We start from the raw sequence: 14,827 nt of genomic DNA, 5'->3' as shown, positions 1-14,827 counted from the left end.
CCAGTCAGTTAGTTCCGCGTATGAGCGACGGTCCCCCCGACGACCCCACGATGCGAGCGACCTACCGCGCGCTCTGTACCCACGGGTACGCCGATCTGACGATGCAGGACATCGCCGACGAGACGGACAAGAGCAAGGCCGCCCTCCACTACCACTACGACAGCAAGCACGACCTCCTCTGTACGTTCCTGGACTACCTCTACGAGCGGTTCGTCGACCGGACCTCGGACGTCGACGGCGACGACCCGCCCGAGCGGCTGCTCGCCCTGGTCGACTCGGTGCTGGACAAGCCCGACGACGAGAGCGACCGCGAGCGCGAGGGGTTCGAGACGGCGGTGCTGGAGATCCGCGCCCAGGCTCCCTACGAGCCCGGGTTCCGTGACCGACTGACGCAGTTCGACGAGTACCTCGCCGGCGAGTTCGAGAGCATCCTCGCGGCGGGGATCGACGACGGCAGTTTCGATCCGGAGATGGATCCCGAGGACACCGCCCGCTTCCTCGTCACGGTCCTGACCGGCGCGGCCACCGAGCGGGTGACCGCCGGGCGACCGGTCGAGTGTACCCGACGGATGCTCCGGGAGTACGTCGGGACCCACATCCTCGCCGAACAACGGGAGGTCGAGGCGTGACCGTCCGGGAGGGCGTCGACCGGGTCGTCGACCGGGTCGGTGCGCTGTTCAAGAGCAAGGAGGAGCTGGACCTGACCAGCGGCCCCATCGCGAAGCCGCTGCTGTACCTCTCCTTTCCCATCGTCGTGACGAACCTCCTCCAGGTGGCGTACAACCTCGCGGACACGTTCTGGCTGGGCCAGTACTCGACGACGGCGCTGGCGGCCATCTCCTTTGCCTTCCCGATGATCTTCCTGCTCATCTCGCTGGGGATGGGGCTGTCGGTGGCCGGCTCGGTGCTGGTCGCCCAACACACCGGTGCCGAGGAACCGGAGAAGGCGGAGTACGCCGCCTCGCAGACGCTGACCTTCGCCGTCGGGGCCTCCCTCGTGCTGGGCGCGGTCGGCTTCTTCTTCGTCGAGGAGTTCCTGCGCCTGCTCGGGGCCTCCCAGCAGGTGCTGCCGGGCGCGACGGGCTACCTACAGGTGGTGTCGCTGGGCCTGTCCACGATGTTCGGGTTCTTCGTGTTCATCTCGCTGATGCGCGGGGCCGGCGACACCGTCACGCCGATGCTGGTGATGTTCGGCACCGTCGTCGTCAACATCCTGCTCGACCCGTTCCTCATCTTCGGCTGGGGTCCGTTCCCGGAGCTGGGCGTGGTCGGGGCGGCGGTCGCCACCATCTTCTCCCGCGGGCTGGCCTTCGCCGTCGGGGTCGCCATCATGCTCCGCGGGGACCGCGGCATCCAGGTCAACCCCCGCGACATGGTCCCCGACCTCTCGTACTTCCGGAAACTGCTCCGGCTGGGCGTCCCGGCCTCGCTGGAGGGGACCGGCCGGGCGCTGTCGGTCAACGCGATGCTGTTCATCGTCGGGGGCTTCTCCGTGACCGTCGTCGCCGCCTTCGGCGTCGGCATCCGCATCTTCTCGCTGGTCTTCATGCCCGCGATCGCGATGGACCGCGGCGTCGAGACGATGACCGGGCAGAACCTCGGAGCCGGCCGGCCCGACCGGGCCGCGACGGCCAACCACTTCGCGGCGCGGTTCTCCTTCGTCGTCCTGACGGTCCTGGGCGCGATCACCATCTTCGCCGCACCCAGCGTGGTCAGCGTGTTCAGCGACGACCCCGCCGTCGTCGAGATGGGCGCGGAGTTCCTCCAGTGGGTCGCGCCCACCTTCGGGTTCATCGGCATCGTCCGGTCGTACTCCGGGGGCTTCCGCGGGTCCGGCAAGACGATGACCGCGGCGGCGCTGGCGGTGACGATGCTCGGGGTCATCCGCCTGCCGGTGGCGTGGGTGGCCTCCCGACCCGTCGACGTCCCGGCGTGGTTCGGGCCGACGCTGGTCGACCTGTTCGCGCAGTCGCTCGCCGAACAGGGTATCTGGCTGGGCTTCGCCGTCTCGAACGTGCTGGCGGCCGGCATCGCCGCCGCGTGGTTCCTCCGTGGCACCTGGCGCGGTGCCGACCCGACCGACGACGCGGCGACGGCCGTCGCGGACGACTGAGACCGGCGCGGCGGGCGGTCGTCCGCTCGACCGCCCGTCCCGGGCGTGTGACGGCCGTCTGACGTACGTTGATGGCTCGGGAGCCACAACCCACGGGTGATGAGCACGGGGCTCCGGCGCGGGAGCGACGACGACCAGCGGCTCCTCTCGGTGTTCGGGCGGCCCCTGCTGGACGCGCTGACCGGCGGGAGCGAGCGCGAGGCCGCCCGGGCGCTGTGTCTGCTGGCCGACGCCGGGGACGGCGTCGCGGAGCCGCTCGCGGGCCGCCTGCTGGACCGGGTACCCGAGGCCGACGACCGCCGGCCGCTCCTGCGGACGCTGGCGACGCTGGCCGAGAGACACCGTCCGGCCGTCCGAGCGGCCCTCGACGACCGCGACGCCGGCCGGCGGGTCCGAGCGGCCGTCGCCGACAGCGAGCCGTGGGCGTTCGCCGAGCGAGCCGACGGCGGCAGCGTCGCCGGAGCCGTCCGGCGCGTCGTCGAGACCGACGACGACCCGCCGACGCCGGCGGCGGGCGATCGAGTGACCGTCGAGGACCGGGAGTCGACCACCGAGGCGAGCGACGGCGCGGCCGACGACCGGCGGGACGAGGCGGCCGCCGCGGACCGTGCCGCCGAGCGGGCGGGCGGGGACCCGGCGGCCGCGGACCGCCGCGCCCGGCTCGCACGGGCGGAGGACTCCCGGGCGTTCCGGGCGATCAGCCTGCTGAGCGACTTCGAGTCCCTCGCCGTCGTCGAGCCGGAGCAGGCGGTCCGCTACGGGTCGGTCCTGCGGGCCCGGGCGACCCTGGACGGCGAGGAGCGCGGCGTCGCCCTGCGCCTGTTCGACCTGCCAGAGGGGGCCGACGCCCGCAGGGAGTTCGCCGCCGAGGTCGCCGAGGCGCTGGCGCGGTGGGACGGGGTCGCCGACGCCGACGGCGTGGCGGCGGTGTACGACTGGGGGGACTACCCCCGGCCGTGGGTCGCGACGCCGTACCTCGACGGGTCGCTGGCCGACCGGGGTCGCCCGGGCGTCGAGCGGGGCCTCCGCGAGGTGACCCACCTCGCGGGCGCGCTCGCGAACTGTCACGGCAACGGGGTCGTCCACGGCGGCCTGGACCCCGCGACGGTCGTCTACCCGGCCTCGTCGCTGTCGGGCGTCCCGGCCCCCAGGCTCGACAACGTCGGCCTGCTGGAGCCGGTGCGCGACCACTTCTCGCCCTCGGAGTACCTCGATCCCCGCTACGCCGCCCCGGAGTACTTCTCCCGGGAGTACGGGAGCGTCGACGCCGCGACGGACGTCTACGCGCTGGGGACGATCTGTTACCGACTGCTGACCGGCCGGCCGCCGTTCACGGGGGACTACGAGGAGGTGCGGCGGGGCGTCCTCTCGGAGCGCCCCCCGCGACCGACGACGGTGAACCCGAAGCTCCCGAGCGCCGTCGACGACATCGTCGCCAAGGCCACGGCCAAGGAGAAGCTCCGGCGCTACGAGACGGCCGCGGCCGTCCGCCGGGACTGCTGGCGGGTCGTCCAGTCGCTGTGAGGCCGCCGGGGCGACCCGCTCGCGTCACGCACGGACGGCCCGCCAGCAGCGCGCGAGACCGATCCCCAGCGAGAGCCCGCCGAGCACCGCCAGCAGGACGGCGCTGCGCTCGGCCGCCAGCGGCGAACAGCCGAGGACGTGGCCCCTGAGCGTCGTCTCGCAGACGCCCCCGGCGGCCACGAGCGCCAGGACGACGGTCCCCGCCCCGGCAAGCGAGAGCCCGCCGAGCAGCGCCGTCGTCCGCGCCCGGCGGCGCTCCATCGCCGCCCAGCGGTCCCGGACCGCGGTCCGTTCGCGCTCCGTGCCACGCTCCATACCGACTTGTTTGGTGCGTGTTGACATAACGCTACCGTCGGGACGCGGCCCGGTCAGCGGGGGACGAACCGGCCGGCTCAGTCCGGGCGGCGACGGCGGACGGCACAGAGCCCCGGCGTGCCGCCCCCGAGAGCGCCGGCCCCGGCGGCGATCGCGGCGGCGAAGTACGCGGGCGAGATCGTCTCGAACCCGAGCAACGCCCCGGCGGTGCCGAGGAGTCCGCCGGCGACGAGTGCGCTCCCCACGACGACGCGGAGGGCGGTGGTCGGACTCGGCATATCGTGCGAGCGACTGTCACGCGAGCCGCTTGTAGCTGTCGGTCGTCGCGTCGGCCGTTCAGACGACCAGTCCGGCCTGCAACGCCGCCACGAGCCCGGTGACGGTCACGACGCTGACGAGCGTCGTCGCGAGCACCGTCGCGCTGGTGAACTCGCCCGGCGCGACGCCGTCGGCGGCGGTGCTGAACGCCCCCACGAGGATGATGGTCGTGACGCCGGTGGGCGTCGCCAGGAGGAGGACGACCACGCGCGCGACGGTGGGGTCGGCCACGCCCACGAGGAGGACGACGCCGGTGGCGACGACGGGAGCCAGCAGCAGCCGCAGGCCGCTGGCGACCCCGACGGGCTGGAGCGTGTCGGTGCCGTCGACGTCCGAGAGCTGGATGCCGAGGATGAGCAGCATCAGCGGGATGCCGGCGTTTCCGAGCAGTTCCAGCGTGCTCATCACCGTCGTCGACTCCGGCGGAACGACGCCGAGCCAGCGGGCCGCCAGCGCGACGACGACGGCGTACACCAGCGGCACGCCGAACACCTCCCGCACGTCTGCCAGCGGGTCGCTGTCCGTTCCGCGCGCCGCGATGTAGATGCCGACGGTGTACAGCAACACCCCCTGGAGCGCGGTGACGAGGACGGCCACGCTCCGGCCCGTCGCCCCGAACGCGAAGTCCGCCAGCGGGATGCCGTAGTTGCCGGTGTTCGGGAAGACGGCGACGAGGACGAACGCGCCCAGCAGCGGCTCGGAGTGGCCCGAGAGCCGGCCGACCAGTTCCGCGACGACCAGCATCGCCGCGGTGAACCCGACGACGGCGGCGACCACCGCGGCGATCGTCTCCCCGCCCAGCGACGAGGTGGCGAGGCTGTGGAACACGAGCGCCGGCGCGAGGACGTAGACCGTGACGGTCGTCAGACCGTCGGCCTCGACGCCCCGGTACCGCCCGAGGAGGTAGCCGAGTGCCGCGACGCCCACCACCGGCAGGATGGCGGTTGCGAAGATACCGAGAAGGGACACGTCCCCCCCTCGCCCGTCGAGGGACAGAACCGTTTCGACTTCCGACGGCCGTGGCACGCGAACTGTCGGCCGTCGGGTCCGGCGACCCGGGCCGGTGACCGCTGGACGGGGCGACAGCCCGTCTCAACAGAGGTCGTAGCGTGCGATCTCGGACGATCCGCAGACGCCACAGGCCTCGCTCGCGGTCCCGAGCGTGGTCCCGCAGATGCGACACTCGTAGACGATACACGACTTCGGTCGGCGGAGCAGTCGCTGGAGTAGGTCTCGTACTGACATCCGTCCCCTTCGTCCGCCGCCAGGTGCGGACGGGCCGAGAGACCGCCGGGGAACCCAAAACGGTAGTGACGGGCTTGGCAGCGGTCGCCTCACGACTCCGGGTCAGGTACGTGCCAGTTCGTCGGGCGCTAGCGATCGGCGGCGTCGATACGGGGGTCGAGGACGCCGTAGGCGAGGTCCTGGACGACGTTCGCGAGGACGCCGACGGTGACGACGATCAGCGTTCCCCCCAGCAACACCGGCAGGTCGCGGGCGTCGACCGAGCGGTACAGCAGGCGACCGAACCCGTCGATCCCCAGCAACACCTCGATGACGAACACCGCCAGCACCAGCAGGGCCAGTGCCTCGGCGACCACCGTCGAGAGGACGGGGACGGCGGCGTTCCGGAGGATGTGGGCGGCGACCCGTCGGGGCGGTGCGCCGGTGGCGGTCACGAGCCGGACGAACTCCGCGGAGGTCAACTCCGCCGCGTAGGCCCGCGCGTACGCGGTCACGCCGCCCAGCAGCGTCGTCGCGGCCAGGAGACACGGCAGGACGTAGCCGAAGACCAGCGTCGAGTGGGGGAGGACGCCCCCGTTTGCCAGCGATACGAGCAGCCCCCCGATCCAGACGTTCGGGACGGCGAAGACGAGGTAGACGCTCCCGAGGCTCGCGCCGGCGACGCGGCTCTCGGGGTTGCGGGCGACGTACAGGCCCAGACCGACCCCCAGCGCGACGGCGAGGACGAGCGCGGGCAGGACGTAGGCGGCCGTCCGGACCACGGCGTCGACCAGGAGCGGGAGCACCGGCTCGCCGAGCCGGAACGACGTGCCCCACCGGAGCGTGACCATGTTCTCCAGCCAGTCGACGTACTGGACCCACAGCGGGCGGTCGTACCCGCGGCCGGCGAGGTACTCCTGGGTCATCTGCTGGACGGTGCCCTCGTCGGCACCGCCCCAGCGGAGGATCCCGACGCGGCGGGCCAGTACCCAGTCGTCCGTGGCCGTGAACAGCAGGAACACCGTCGTCAGCACCGTCCAGGCGGCGACCACGCCAAGTGCCGCCCGCCGGAGGAGGACGCGGACGACGTTCACGGCGACCACGCCGAGCGAGTCGACGGCGGGGAGTCGCGGCGGCTGTGCGGTTCGGTGACGAACTGCGCGGAGGGCATCACTCGCCGTTGGGACCGACGACGGCAAAAACGTGGCGCTGATGCCGGGACAAGTGGATTTATGCCACTGGCTCACACGAATTGCGATGCCCTCCATGGACGACGACGAGCGCCCACCCTTCCAGCGGGTGGCCTGGGACGACGTATCGCCCCGACGACGCCGAGTGACGACGGAACGGCTCGTCCTCCTCGTCGGCGTCTGTGGACTCCTCGCCGCGTTTCTGTACGACGTCTTCGTCGCCCGGATCTACCTCGTCGGGGAGTGGGAGGTCGCACCCGTCGAGTGGGGGGTCCTGCTCGCCCTGGTCGGGCTCGCGGCCTACGGGGTCGTGCCGGCGCTGCGCCGGCCCGCCGCCGTCCGCCGACTGTGGGGGCGGATACGGAGCGACCGGCGGCTCCTCGCCGCGCTCGGGACGCTCGGTGGCGTCGTCACGGTCGGCCTCGTCGGCGGTCCGGTCCTGGGGTCGCCGACGGTCGACTTCCTGTACGCGTACCAGCCGCCGCTGGGCGTCACCGCGAAGGTGTACGGGGCGTCCTGTTACGGCGAGATCGTCCAGGGATCGGGGATCACCCGCTACTGCCAGGGGAGCCTCTACTACCCGTTCGGGACGAACACGCGGGGGCAGCCGCTCGACTACCTCGTCATCCGCGGTGCCCGGCCCGCCGCGTTCGTCCTCGTGTTCACGGCGGCGTTCGTCGTGCCGCTGGCGGCCGCCGTCGGCGTCGCGGCCGGCCTGCGGGGCGGCCGGCTCGACGACCTGCTGATGACCTACGTCGACGTCCAGCTCAGCCTGCCGGCGCTGTTCGCCTACTTCCTGGGGTACATGTACGTCGGCCCCTCGCTGTTGCTGTTGCTCGTCACCTTCGGGCTGTTGAGCTGGGGCGGGCTCGCACGGGTCGTCCGCAGCGAGGTGCTCCAGCGCCGGGAGGCCGGCCACGTCCGGGTGGCCCGGAGCCTCGGCGCGTCGGACCGCTACCTCGCGGTCCACCACATCCTGCCGAACGTCACCAACACGCTGGTGCCGGCGGTGTTTCACCTGTTCGCCATCCTCGTGCTCGTCGAGGCCGGGGTCGCCTTCCTCGGGCTGAGCGACGCCGAGTTGCACTCCTGGGGGACGACCATCGCCGAGGGCCTGACCACGAGCCCGATGGCACCCCACGACGTCTGGTGGATCTCGACGGTCCCGGCGCTTGCGCTGACCGCCACCGTCGTCGCCTGCAAGGTGGCTGGCGACGGGCTGCGGGACGCGCTGGACCCGAAACGGGGGGACCGGCAGTGACCGACGCCGACCCCCTGCTGGCCGTCGACGACCTCCGGACCCACATCCACACCGACGACGGTCTCGTCAGGGCCGTCGAGGGGGTGAGCTTCAGCGTCGACCGCGGGGAGGCGGTCTGTCTCGTCGGCGAGTCCGGCAGCGGCAAGAGCGTCACCTGCGAGTCCCTGACGGGCCTGGTCCCGTCCCCGCCCGCCGAGCGGGTCGGCGGCAGCGTCCGGTTCGACGGGGAGGCGCTCGGGGAGGGAGACCTCCGGTCGGTCCGGGGGGACCGCATCGGCCACGTCTTCCAGAACCCACAGCACGCGCTGGACCCGGTCTACACCGTCGGCGAGCAGCTCGTCGAGGCCGTCACGACCCACCGGGACGTGGACGACGAGGCGGCCCGGCGGGTCGCCGTCGAGCGGCTCCGGCGCGTCGGCATCCCCAACCCCGCGGCCCGAGTCGACGACTACCCCCACGAGTTCTCCGGCGGGATGCGCCAGCGGGTCGCCATCGCCATCGCGCTGGCGGCCGACCCCGATCTGCTGATCGCCGACGAGCCGACCACCGCCGTCGACGTGACCGTCCAGGCCCGGCTGCTGGGGCTGTTCCGGGACCTGCTCGACGACGGGATGGGGTTGTTGCTCGTGACCCACGACCTCCGGGTCGTCTCGGAGATCGCCGACCGCGTGCTGGTGCTGTTCGGCGGGACCATCGTCGAGCGCGGCCCCGTCGAGGCGGTCTTCGACCGTCCGGCCCACCCCTACACCCAGGCGCTGTTCGGCAGCTACGACGGGGTGGCGCGCCGCCCGGACCGCCCCGCCCGCAGCGAGGTACCCGACGACGGCTGTCGCTTCCGGGCCGAGTGTCCCCACGCCGTCGACGCCTGCGCGGGCGGCGAGCAACCGCCCGCACACTCCGTCGACGGCGACCACACGCACCGCGCCTCCTGTGTCCACTACGACGACGGCGACCGACTGGCCGAGGTCCGGGCGGCCGCCCGCGACGCCCGCCCGCTCGCACGGGGTGAGGGCGATGACTGAGGACCCGCCGCTGCTTGCCGTCGAGGACCTGAAAACGCACTTCCCCGTCACGGAGGGGCTGCTCCGGCGGGAGGTCGGCCGCGTCCGGGCCGTCGACGGCGTCACGTTCGCCGTCGGCCGCGGCGAGACGGTCGGCCTCGTCGGCGAGTCCGGCAGCGGGAAGACGACGACGGCCCACACCGTCCTCGGCCTGGAGGAGCCGACCGACGGCGAGGTCCGGTTCGAGGGGACGCCCGTCTCGGCGCTCTCGGGGGCCGCCAAGCGGGAGTTCCGACGGCGCGTCCAGCTCGTGGTGCAGGACCCCAACGAGGCGTTCGACCCCCGGACGCGGGTCGGCCGGGCCGTCGCAGAGCCGCTACGGCTCCACGGGCTGGACGACGCCGATCGCCGCGAGACCATCGTCGCGGACCTGCTCGAACGGGTCGGGCTGTCGGCCGACGACGTCGACCGCTACCCCCACGAGTTCTCCGACGGGGAGAAACAGCGCCTCTCGATCGCCCGCGCGCTGACCGTCGACCCCGACCTCGTCGTGGCCGACGAACCCACGAGCGCGCTGGACGCCCGCACGGAGGCCGAGCTCCTGGGTCTGCTGTCGGAGATCCGCGAGTCCTTCGACGTCTCGGTGCTGTTCATCAGCCACGACCTCGACACCGTCCGGCGGTTCTGCGACCGCGTGGCGGTGCTGTACCTCGGGGAGATCGTCGAGCGCGGACCGACCGACGAGGTGCTGTCCAGCCCGGCCCACCCCTACACCCGGCTGTTGCTCGACAGCGTCCCGAGCCTGGACCCCGGCGAGCGGGGGCTGGGCCGGCCGCTGACCGAGAGCGTCCCCGACCCCGCCGACCCGCCCGGCGGCTGTCGGTTCCACACCCGCTGTCCCGACCTGATCCAGCCCGACGGCGTCGACCTGCCCGACGACGTCTGGCGCGCGGTCGCCCGCTTCCGGTTCGCGGCCGCGACCGAGGAACTCCCGCCGGCGGCGACCGACGCCGACGAGCCCGGAGCGGTGCGGGCCGCCCTCGGTCTCGGGGAGCCGGTGCCCGACGAGCCGGTCGAGGCGGCCGTCGCCGACGCCGCGGCGGCCGTCGCCGACGGGGACCGCGAGCGCGCGGCCGGCCGGCTCGCCGACGCGGTCCCGACCGTCTGCGAGCGCGAGTCGCCCGACGAGACGGCCGTCAACGGCTGTTCGGTCTCGTGTCACCGCTACGACGCGGCGGAGCCGGGCGAGCCGCTCGTCGGGGCCGACGACGACTGAGCGCGGGCCGAACAGTGATGTGACCGCCGCTCCTCCACTCGGCCTATGCGAGAGGCGTACATCGTCGACGCGGTCCGGACGCCGTTCGGTGCCCGCGACGGGTCGTTCCGCGACACCCACCCCCAGGACCTCGCGGCCGAGCCGCTCCGAGCGCTCGAAGCGCGGAACGGCTTCGACGGCCCCGAGATCGAGGACGTCGTCTACGGCTGTGTCGTCCCGGTCGGCGAACAGGGACTGAACGTCGGCCGGATCGCGCCGATGGTCGCCGGCTGGGGCGACTCCGTCCCCGGTGTGCAGCTGAACCGGATGTGTGGCTCCGGCCAGCAGGCGGCGAACTTCGCCGCCGGCCAGGTCCGTGGCGGGCTGGCGGACCTGCTGGTCGCCGGCGGCGTCGAGCACATAACCCGCGTGCCGATGGGCAGCGACACGCCCGGCGAGGGCCACAGCTACGCCGACCCCGGCGGCGTCACCGACACCTACTTCGAGCACTTCGACGAGCTGACGACCCAGGGCGAGGGGGCCGAGCGCATCGCCGAGCAGTGGGGGTTCTCCCGGACCGAACTCGACGAGCTCGCCGTCGACTCACAGCGCCGCTGGGCCGCGGCCGCCGAGGCGGGCGCACACGACCGGCAGGTCGTCCCCGTCGAGACGACGCTGGAGGGCGAGCGCGTCACCGTCGCCGAGGACGAACACCCCCGGCCCGAGACGACCGTCGAGGCGCTCGGGGAGCTGCCGCTGGCCTTCCGCGAAGCGGGCGACGGGGTCGTCCACCCCGGCAACGCCTCGGGCATCGTCGACGGCGCGGCCGCGACGCTGGTCGCCTCCGGGGCGGCCTGCGAGGCACGCGGCTGGGACCCGCTGGTCCGGATCGTCGACACCGCCGTCGTCGGCGTCGACCCGACGACGATGCTCACCGGCCCCATCCCCGCCACCGAGGAGGTGCTGGAGCGCAACGACCTCGCGGTCGACGAGATCGACCGCTTCGAGGTCAACGAGGCGTTCGCGCCCGTCGTCGCCGCGTGGCTCGCCGAGACGGGCGCGGACTGGGACCGGACGAACGTCTGGGGCGGGGCCATCGCCCACGGCCACCCGCTGGGGGCGACGGGGGCGGCGCTGCTCGGGAAACTACCTTCCCAACTGGACGCCTGTGACGGCCGCTACGGGCTCTGTACGATGTGTATCGGCTTCGGACAGGGCATCGCGACGCTCGTCGAGCGGGTGTGAGGGGCCGTCAGCGAGTCGACGAGCCGTCGGCTCCGGGCGTGGAGATAGAGAGAAGGTCGGTTCGTGAGCGGTGCGGCGAGTCAGACGGCTGGAGTGGGTGGCGTTCTCAAGGGGGCGCTCACATCGCGCCGCCCATGCCGCCCATGCCGCCCATACCGCCCATGCCGCCGCCCATACCGCCGCCGGGGCCGCCGGGGGCGTCGTCCTCGTCGTCGTCGTCGCCCTGGCCACCCTTGAGGTCGCCGGCGGCGATGACGTCGTCGATGCGGAGGATCATCACGGCGGCCTCCGTCGCGGACTCGACGGCCTGGGTCTTGACGCGGAGCGGCTCGACGACGCCGTCTTCCTCCATGTCGACGACCTCGCCGGTGTAGGCGTCCAGCCCGCTGGTCACGTCGCCGCCGTCGTGCTTCGAGCGGAGGTCGACCAGCGAGTCGATCGGGTCGAGGCCGGCGTTCTCCGCGAGGGTGCGCGGGATGACGTCGATGGCGTCGGCGAAGGCCTCGACGGCCAGCTGCTCGCGGCCCCCGACGGAGTCGGCGTAGTCGCGCAGGCCGAGCGCGAGCTCGGTCTCGGGAGCACCGCCGCCGGGCAGGACCTTGCCGTCCTCCAGCGTGGCGGCGACGACGCCGAGCGAGTCCTCGATGGCGCGCTCGACCTCGTCGACGACGTGTTCGGTGCCGCCCCGGAGGATGAGCGTGACGGCCTTGGCGTCCTCGACCTCCTCGACGAAGATGCGCTCGTCGCCCGCGACGTCCTTCTGGGCGACGGAGCCGGCGAAGCCGAGGTCGTCGCTGGTGATGTCGTCGATGTTGGAGACGATGCGGGCACCCGTCGAGCGCGAGAGCGCCTCGATGTCGGACTTCTTGGCCCGGCGCACCGCGAGGATGCCCTCCTGAGCGAGGTAGTGCTGGGCCATGTCGTCGATGCCCTTCTGACAGAAGACGACGTCCGCGCCGGCCTCCTTGAGCTTGTCGACGTACTCCTTCAGCTGGGCCTCTTCCTGGTCGAGGAACTGCTGGAGCTGGTCGGGGTCCGTGACGTTGACCTCGGTGTCGAGCTCGGTCTCGGGGACCTCGATGGCCGTGTCCAGCAGGGCGATGTCGGCGTCCTCGACGGCGAAGGGCATGTTGTCGTGGACGCGCTCCTTGTCCACGATGACGCCCTCGACGAGCTCGGACTCGTCGGTGGCTCCACCGACGACCGTCTCGACCTGGATGTTGTCCGTGTCGACCTCGCCGTCGTCGGCGACGGACTGGGCCGCGCGGACGACCAGTTCGGCGAGGCGGTCCTTCGAGGACTCCGCGCCCTTGCCAGTCATCGCGGTGCCGGCGACTTTCTCGAGGGTCTCGGTGTCGTCGGCGTCGACCTCGATGGCCATGTCCTCGAGGATCTCCTTGGCCTTCTCGGCGGCCTGACGGTACCCCTGGGCCAGGATGGTGGCGTGGATGTCCTGGTCGAGCAGCTCCTCGGCCTTCGACAGCAGCTCACCGGCGATGACGACCGCCGTCGTCGTGCCGTCGCCGACCTCGTCCTCCTGGGTCTGGGCGACCTCGACGATCATGTTGGCGGCCGGGTGCTCGATGTCCATCTCGTCGAGGATGGTGACGCCGTCGTTGGTGACGACGACCGACCCGGAGTTGTCGACGAGCATCTTGTCCATCCCCTTCGGACCGAGTGTGGTCCGAACGGCCTCCGCCACGGCCGTCCCGGCCGTGATGTTCATGGACTGTGCGTCCTTCCCGGAGGTGCGCTGGGACTCCTCGGAGAGTACGATCATGGGCTGGTTGCCCATCTGCTGTTGAGCCATAGTCAGACGATGATTGATTGTGATTCTATATAAAGCTTTCCGTGCCGGCGGACGCATCGCCACACTGCACGCCCCTGTGACGGTGTGTGACTGTATAACGTGGGTAGTTTAAATACCGTTCTCGACGCCGGACGGTGCGGAGTAGGCGTGAACTATCGGTCACCTTTGTTATCGAGTGGCACGAACATATCGGTGGAGGTGTCCCGAATGGGCGTCCTCGACAGCATCACGGAACTGTTCGGGTCGGCCGGCGCGGACAAGTACGAGTGTGCGGACTGTGGAGCCGTGTTCCAGGTCGAGACCGGTACCGACGACCCGCGCTGTGAGACCTGTGGCTCGACGGCGGTCACGTTCATCAACCACGTGTGACGACGGCGGTCGGCGGACGAGCGCCGTCGCTCGTTCTCAGTACCCCATCCCGAACCGCCGGTGGCGCATCTCCGGCGTCACCTGGACGCGGTCGACGTCCTGTCCGGTCCGGTACCAGACGAACGCCGCCCGCGTGAACAGTTCGCGGCACTCGATGCGGACCTCCCGGGGGACGCCCTCGGTCCGGTCGTGGACGTCCTCGATGGCCGCCCGCGTGAACAGGTCCGGAGCCTGCCCCTCGTAGGGCTCGTCCCGGAAGTACGCGAGCGAGCGAGCGACGTACTCGGCCACGTCGTCGGGCGAGAACGGGTCGATCCCCTCGTAGTAGCGCAGCCGCGAGTCCAGCGTCCCGCGGATCTCGGCGACGCGGCGCTTCCCCTCGGGGGTCCCCGTGAGGAAGAGGCGCACGCCGGCGTCGCCGGCCACCTGCAGGGGCGACAGCAGATCCGGCTTCAGCACCTCGATCTCGTCGACGACCAGGAGCAGGGTCTTGCCGTGGCCCCGGACCCGCCCCATCACTTCGTGGACGGCGTCCTTGGCCTCGGCGGTCGCCCACGGGATGCCGTTGCGGACCTGCGAGTAGTTACCGAACGACACCGAGAAGCCGGCGGCGTAGGCCGCCTCCAGCACCGCCCGGTACAGCGCCCGCGGCGTCGTCTCCCGGGGGTTGTCCAGGTGCGTGACGACGAAGTCGTCGTGTTTCGAGAGGTCCCGCAGGACGATCTCCCGGAACGCGGACTTCCCGGTCCCGTACGGGCTGACGAGGCCGATGTGCTGGTCCTGCAGCAGCCAGGACGTGACCTGATTCAGCATCTCCGTGTCGTGGCGGACGTACAGCGGTTCGGGCATCCGGTCCAGCCCCGCCTCCTCGGTGAAGGGGAGGTCGGTCACGTCGTCGGGATCGCCGCCCAGCGCCTCGCCGAACGCCAGCAGCCGTTGCTCGACCTCCCGGAGCTGGTCGAGCAGGACGCCCCGCGAGGCGCTCTCGGCCCGGTCCTCGTCCTCGCTCCGGAGCCGTTCGAGCCGGTCCATCACGTCCCCGACCGTCTGGCCCTCGGTGTCCGTGCTGCCGTCGGTGTCCTCGCCCACGGTGTTCTCTCCCGTTGTTGAGTGTCTGCAGCGTTATACCTTACGCCCGCGGGAACCGGCTGGCGGCGTCCCGTCGGGACGGGCGGCGGCAGGCACGAGCCACTCGACGGACC

General features: G+C 72.1%; 15 protein-coding genes. 8 read left to right on the top strand and 7 right to left on the bottom strand.

Translation table 11 applies throughout. From position 1 onward, the window contains the following. Positions 1-20 precede the first annotated feature (20 nt). The 3 genes from P0592_RS07665 to P0592_RS07655 all read left to right on the top strand — a co-directional run bounded on the left by P0592_RS07665 (position 21) and on the right by P0592_RS07655 (position 3,637). Positions 21-629: a TetR/AcrR family transcriptional regulator gene (locus tag P0592_RS07665; RefSeq protein ID WP_276273690.1), complete on the top strand. Its 609-nt coding sequence runs from the start codon at positions 21-23 to the stop codon at positions 627-629. After that, a complete protein-coding gene (locus P0592_RS07660; RefSeq protein ID WP_276273689.1) occupies positions 626-2,113 on the top strand; it encodes an MATE family efflux transporter in 1,488 nt (495 codons plus the stop codon). Before P0592_RS07665 ends, P0592_RS07660 begins: the two co-directional genes overlap by 4 nt. Before the next feature lie 99 nt (positions 2,114-2,212). Then, on the top strand, positions 2,213-3,637 hold the full coding sequence (locus tag P0592_RS07655; protein WP_276273688.1) for a protein kinase domain-containing protein: 1,425 nt from the start codon (positions 2,213-2,215) through the stop codon (positions 3,635-3,637). Positions 3,638-3,661: 24 nt separating this feature from the next. Here P0592_RS07655 and P0592_RS07650 read toward each other — a convergent pair whose 3' ends face one another. From P0592_RS07650 to P0592_RS07630, 5 genes are all read right to left on the bottom strand, one after another. Next, positions 3,662-3,952, bottom strand: a complete 291-nt coding sequence (locus P0592_RS07650) for a hypothetical protein (RefSeq protein ID WP_276273687.1) — start codon at positions 3,950-3,952, stop codon at positions 3,662-3,664. Positions 3,953-4,029: 77 nt separating this feature from the next. Continuing rightward, complete coding sequence (locus P0592_RS07645) at positions 4,030-4,230, bottom strand: hypothetical protein (RefSeq protein WP_276273686.1); 201 nt, start codon at positions 4,228-4,230, stop codon at positions 4,030-4,032. A gap of 58 nt (positions 4,231-4,288) precedes the next feature. Next, positions 4,289-5,239 (bottom strand): AEC family transporter, encoded by a 951-nt coding sequence (locus P0592_RS07640; protein ID WP_276273685.1) that lies wholly within the window; start codon positions 5,237-5,239, stop codon positions 4,289-4,291. A gap of 123 nt (positions 5,240-5,362) precedes the next feature. Then, positions 5,363-5,515 carry a hypothetical protein gene (locus tag P0592_RS07635; protein ID WP_276273684.1) on the bottom strand — a complete coding sequence of 51 codons (153 nt, stop codon included), beginning with the start codon at positions 5,513-5,515 and terminating at the stop codon, positions 5,363-5,365. A 128-nt stretch (positions 5,516-5,643) separates the two neighbouring features. Further along, positions 5,644-6,588, bottom strand: a complete 945-nt coding sequence (locus tag P0592_RS07630; RefSeq protein ID WP_276273683.1) for an ABC transporter permease — start codon at positions 6,586-6,588, stop codon at positions 5,644-5,646. A gap of 163 nt (positions 6,589-6,751) precedes the next feature. On the opposite strand from P0592_RS07630, the gene P0592_RS07625 reads away from it, so the two are divergent. From P0592_RS07625 to P0592_RS07610, 4 genes are read left to right on the top strand one after another with little or no spacing between them, the layout of a single operon-like run. After that, a complete protein-coding gene (locus P0592_RS07625) occupies positions 6,752-7,945 on the top strand; it encodes an ABC transporter permease (protein WP_276273682.1) in 1,194 nt (397 codons plus the stop codon). Next, complete coding sequence (locus tag P0592_RS07620; protein ID WP_276273681.1) at positions 7,942-8,967, top strand: ABC transporter ATP-binding protein; 1,026 nt, start codon at positions 7,942-7,944, stop codon at positions 8,965-8,967. The genes P0592_RS07625 and P0592_RS07620 overlap by 4 nt, the downstream gene beginning before the upstream one ends. Next, positions 8,960-10,222, top strand: a complete 1,263-nt coding sequence (locus P0592_RS07615) for an oligopeptide/dipeptide ABC transporter ATP-binding protein (RefSeq protein ID WP_276273680.1) — start codon at positions 8,960-8,962, stop codon at positions 10,220-10,222. Before P0592_RS07620 ends, P0592_RS07615 begins: the two co-directional genes overlap by 8 nt. 45 nt (positions 10,223-10,267) lie before the next feature. Further along, positions 10,268-11,446, top strand: coding sequence for a thiolase family protein (locus P0592_RS07610; RefSeq protein WP_276273679.1), 1,179 nt, complete (start codon positions 10,268-10,270; stop codon positions 11,444-11,446). A gap of 118 nt (positions 11,447-11,564) precedes the next feature. Here P0592_RS07610 and thsA read toward each other — a convergent pair whose 3' ends face one another. Then, the gene (gene thsA, locus P0592_RS07605; RefSeq protein WP_276273916.1) at positions 11,565-13,241 is read right to left on the bottom strand and encodes a thermosome subunit alpha; all 1,677 of its coding nucleotides are present in this window, start codon (positions 13,239-13,241) and stop codon (positions 11,565-11,567) included. Between the two features lie 222 nt (positions 13,242-13,463). Between thsA and P0592_RS07600 the strand changes: the two genes are divergently transcribed. After that, the gene (locus P0592_RS07600; RefSeq protein WP_276273678.1) at positions 13,464-13,625 is read left to right on the top strand and encodes a TFIIB-type zinc ribbon-containing protein; all 162 of its coding nucleotides are present in this window, start codon (positions 13,464-13,466) and stop codon (positions 13,623-13,625) included. Between the two features lie 36 nt (positions 13,626-13,661). Here P0592_RS07600 and P0592_RS07595 read toward each other — a convergent pair whose 3' ends face one another. Continuing rightward, entirely contained in the window at positions 13,662-14,657 is a 996-nt protein-coding gene (locus P0592_RS07595) for an ATP-binding protein (protein WP_336406673.1), read from the bottom strand. Positions 14,658-14,827: the final 170 nt, after the last annotated feature.

The sequence above is a fragment of the Haloarcula litorea genome (genome assembly GCF_029338195.1).
In the GTDB taxonomy this organism is placed as follows: Archaea; Halobacteriota; Halobacteria; order Halobacteriales; family Haloarculaceae; genus Haloarcula; species Haloarcula litorea.
This window is presented reverse-complemented; position numbering and strand designations above follow the sequence as displayed.

Bases quoted from the DNA above. Each gene is read 5' to 3' on its own strand.
- P0592_RS07665 (WP_276273690.1), top strand. From the start codon at position 21: ATGAGCGACGGTCCCCCCGACGACCCCACGATGCGAGCGACCTACCGC.
- P0592_RS07655 (WP_276273688.1), top strand. From the start codon at position 2,213: ATGAGCACGGGGCTCCGGCGCGGGAGCGACGACGACCAGCGGCTCCTC.
- P0592_RS07650 (WP_276273687.1), bottom strand. From the start codon at position 3,952: ATGGAGCGTGGCACGGAGCGCGAACGGACCGCGGTCCGGGACCGCTGG.
- P0592_RS07645 (WP_276273686.1), bottom strand. From the start codon at position 4,230: ATGCCGAGTCCGACCACCGCCCTCCGCGTCGTCGTGGGGAGCGCACTC.
- P0592_RS07635 (WP_276273684.1), bottom strand. From the start codon at position 5,515: ATGTCAGTACGAGACCTACTCCAGCGACTGCTCCGCCGACCGAAGTCG.
- P0592_RS07625 (WP_276273682.1), top strand. From the start codon at position 6,752: ATGCCCTCCATGGACGACGACGAGCGCCCACCCTTCCAGCGGGTGGCC.
- P0592_RS07615 (WP_276273680.1), top strand. From the start codon at position 8,960: ATGACTGAGGACCCGCCGCTGCTTGCCGTCGAGGACCTGAAAACGCAC.
- P0592_RS07610 (WP_276273679.1), top strand. From the start codon at position 10,268: ATGCGAGAGGCGTACATCGTCGACGCGGTCCGGACGCCGTTCGGTGCC.
- thsA (WP_276273916.1), bottom strand. From the start codon at position 13,241: ATGGGCAACCAGCCCATGATCGTACTCTCCGAGGAGTCCCAGCGCACC.
- P0592_RS07600 (WP_276273678.1), top strand. From the start codon at position 13,464: ATGGGCGTCCTCGACAGCATCACGGAACTGTTCGGGTCGGCCGGCGCG.
- P0592_RS07595 (WP_336406673.1), bottom strand. From the start codon at position 14,657: ATGGACCGGCTCGAACGGCTCCGGAGCGAGGACGAGGACCGGGCCGAG.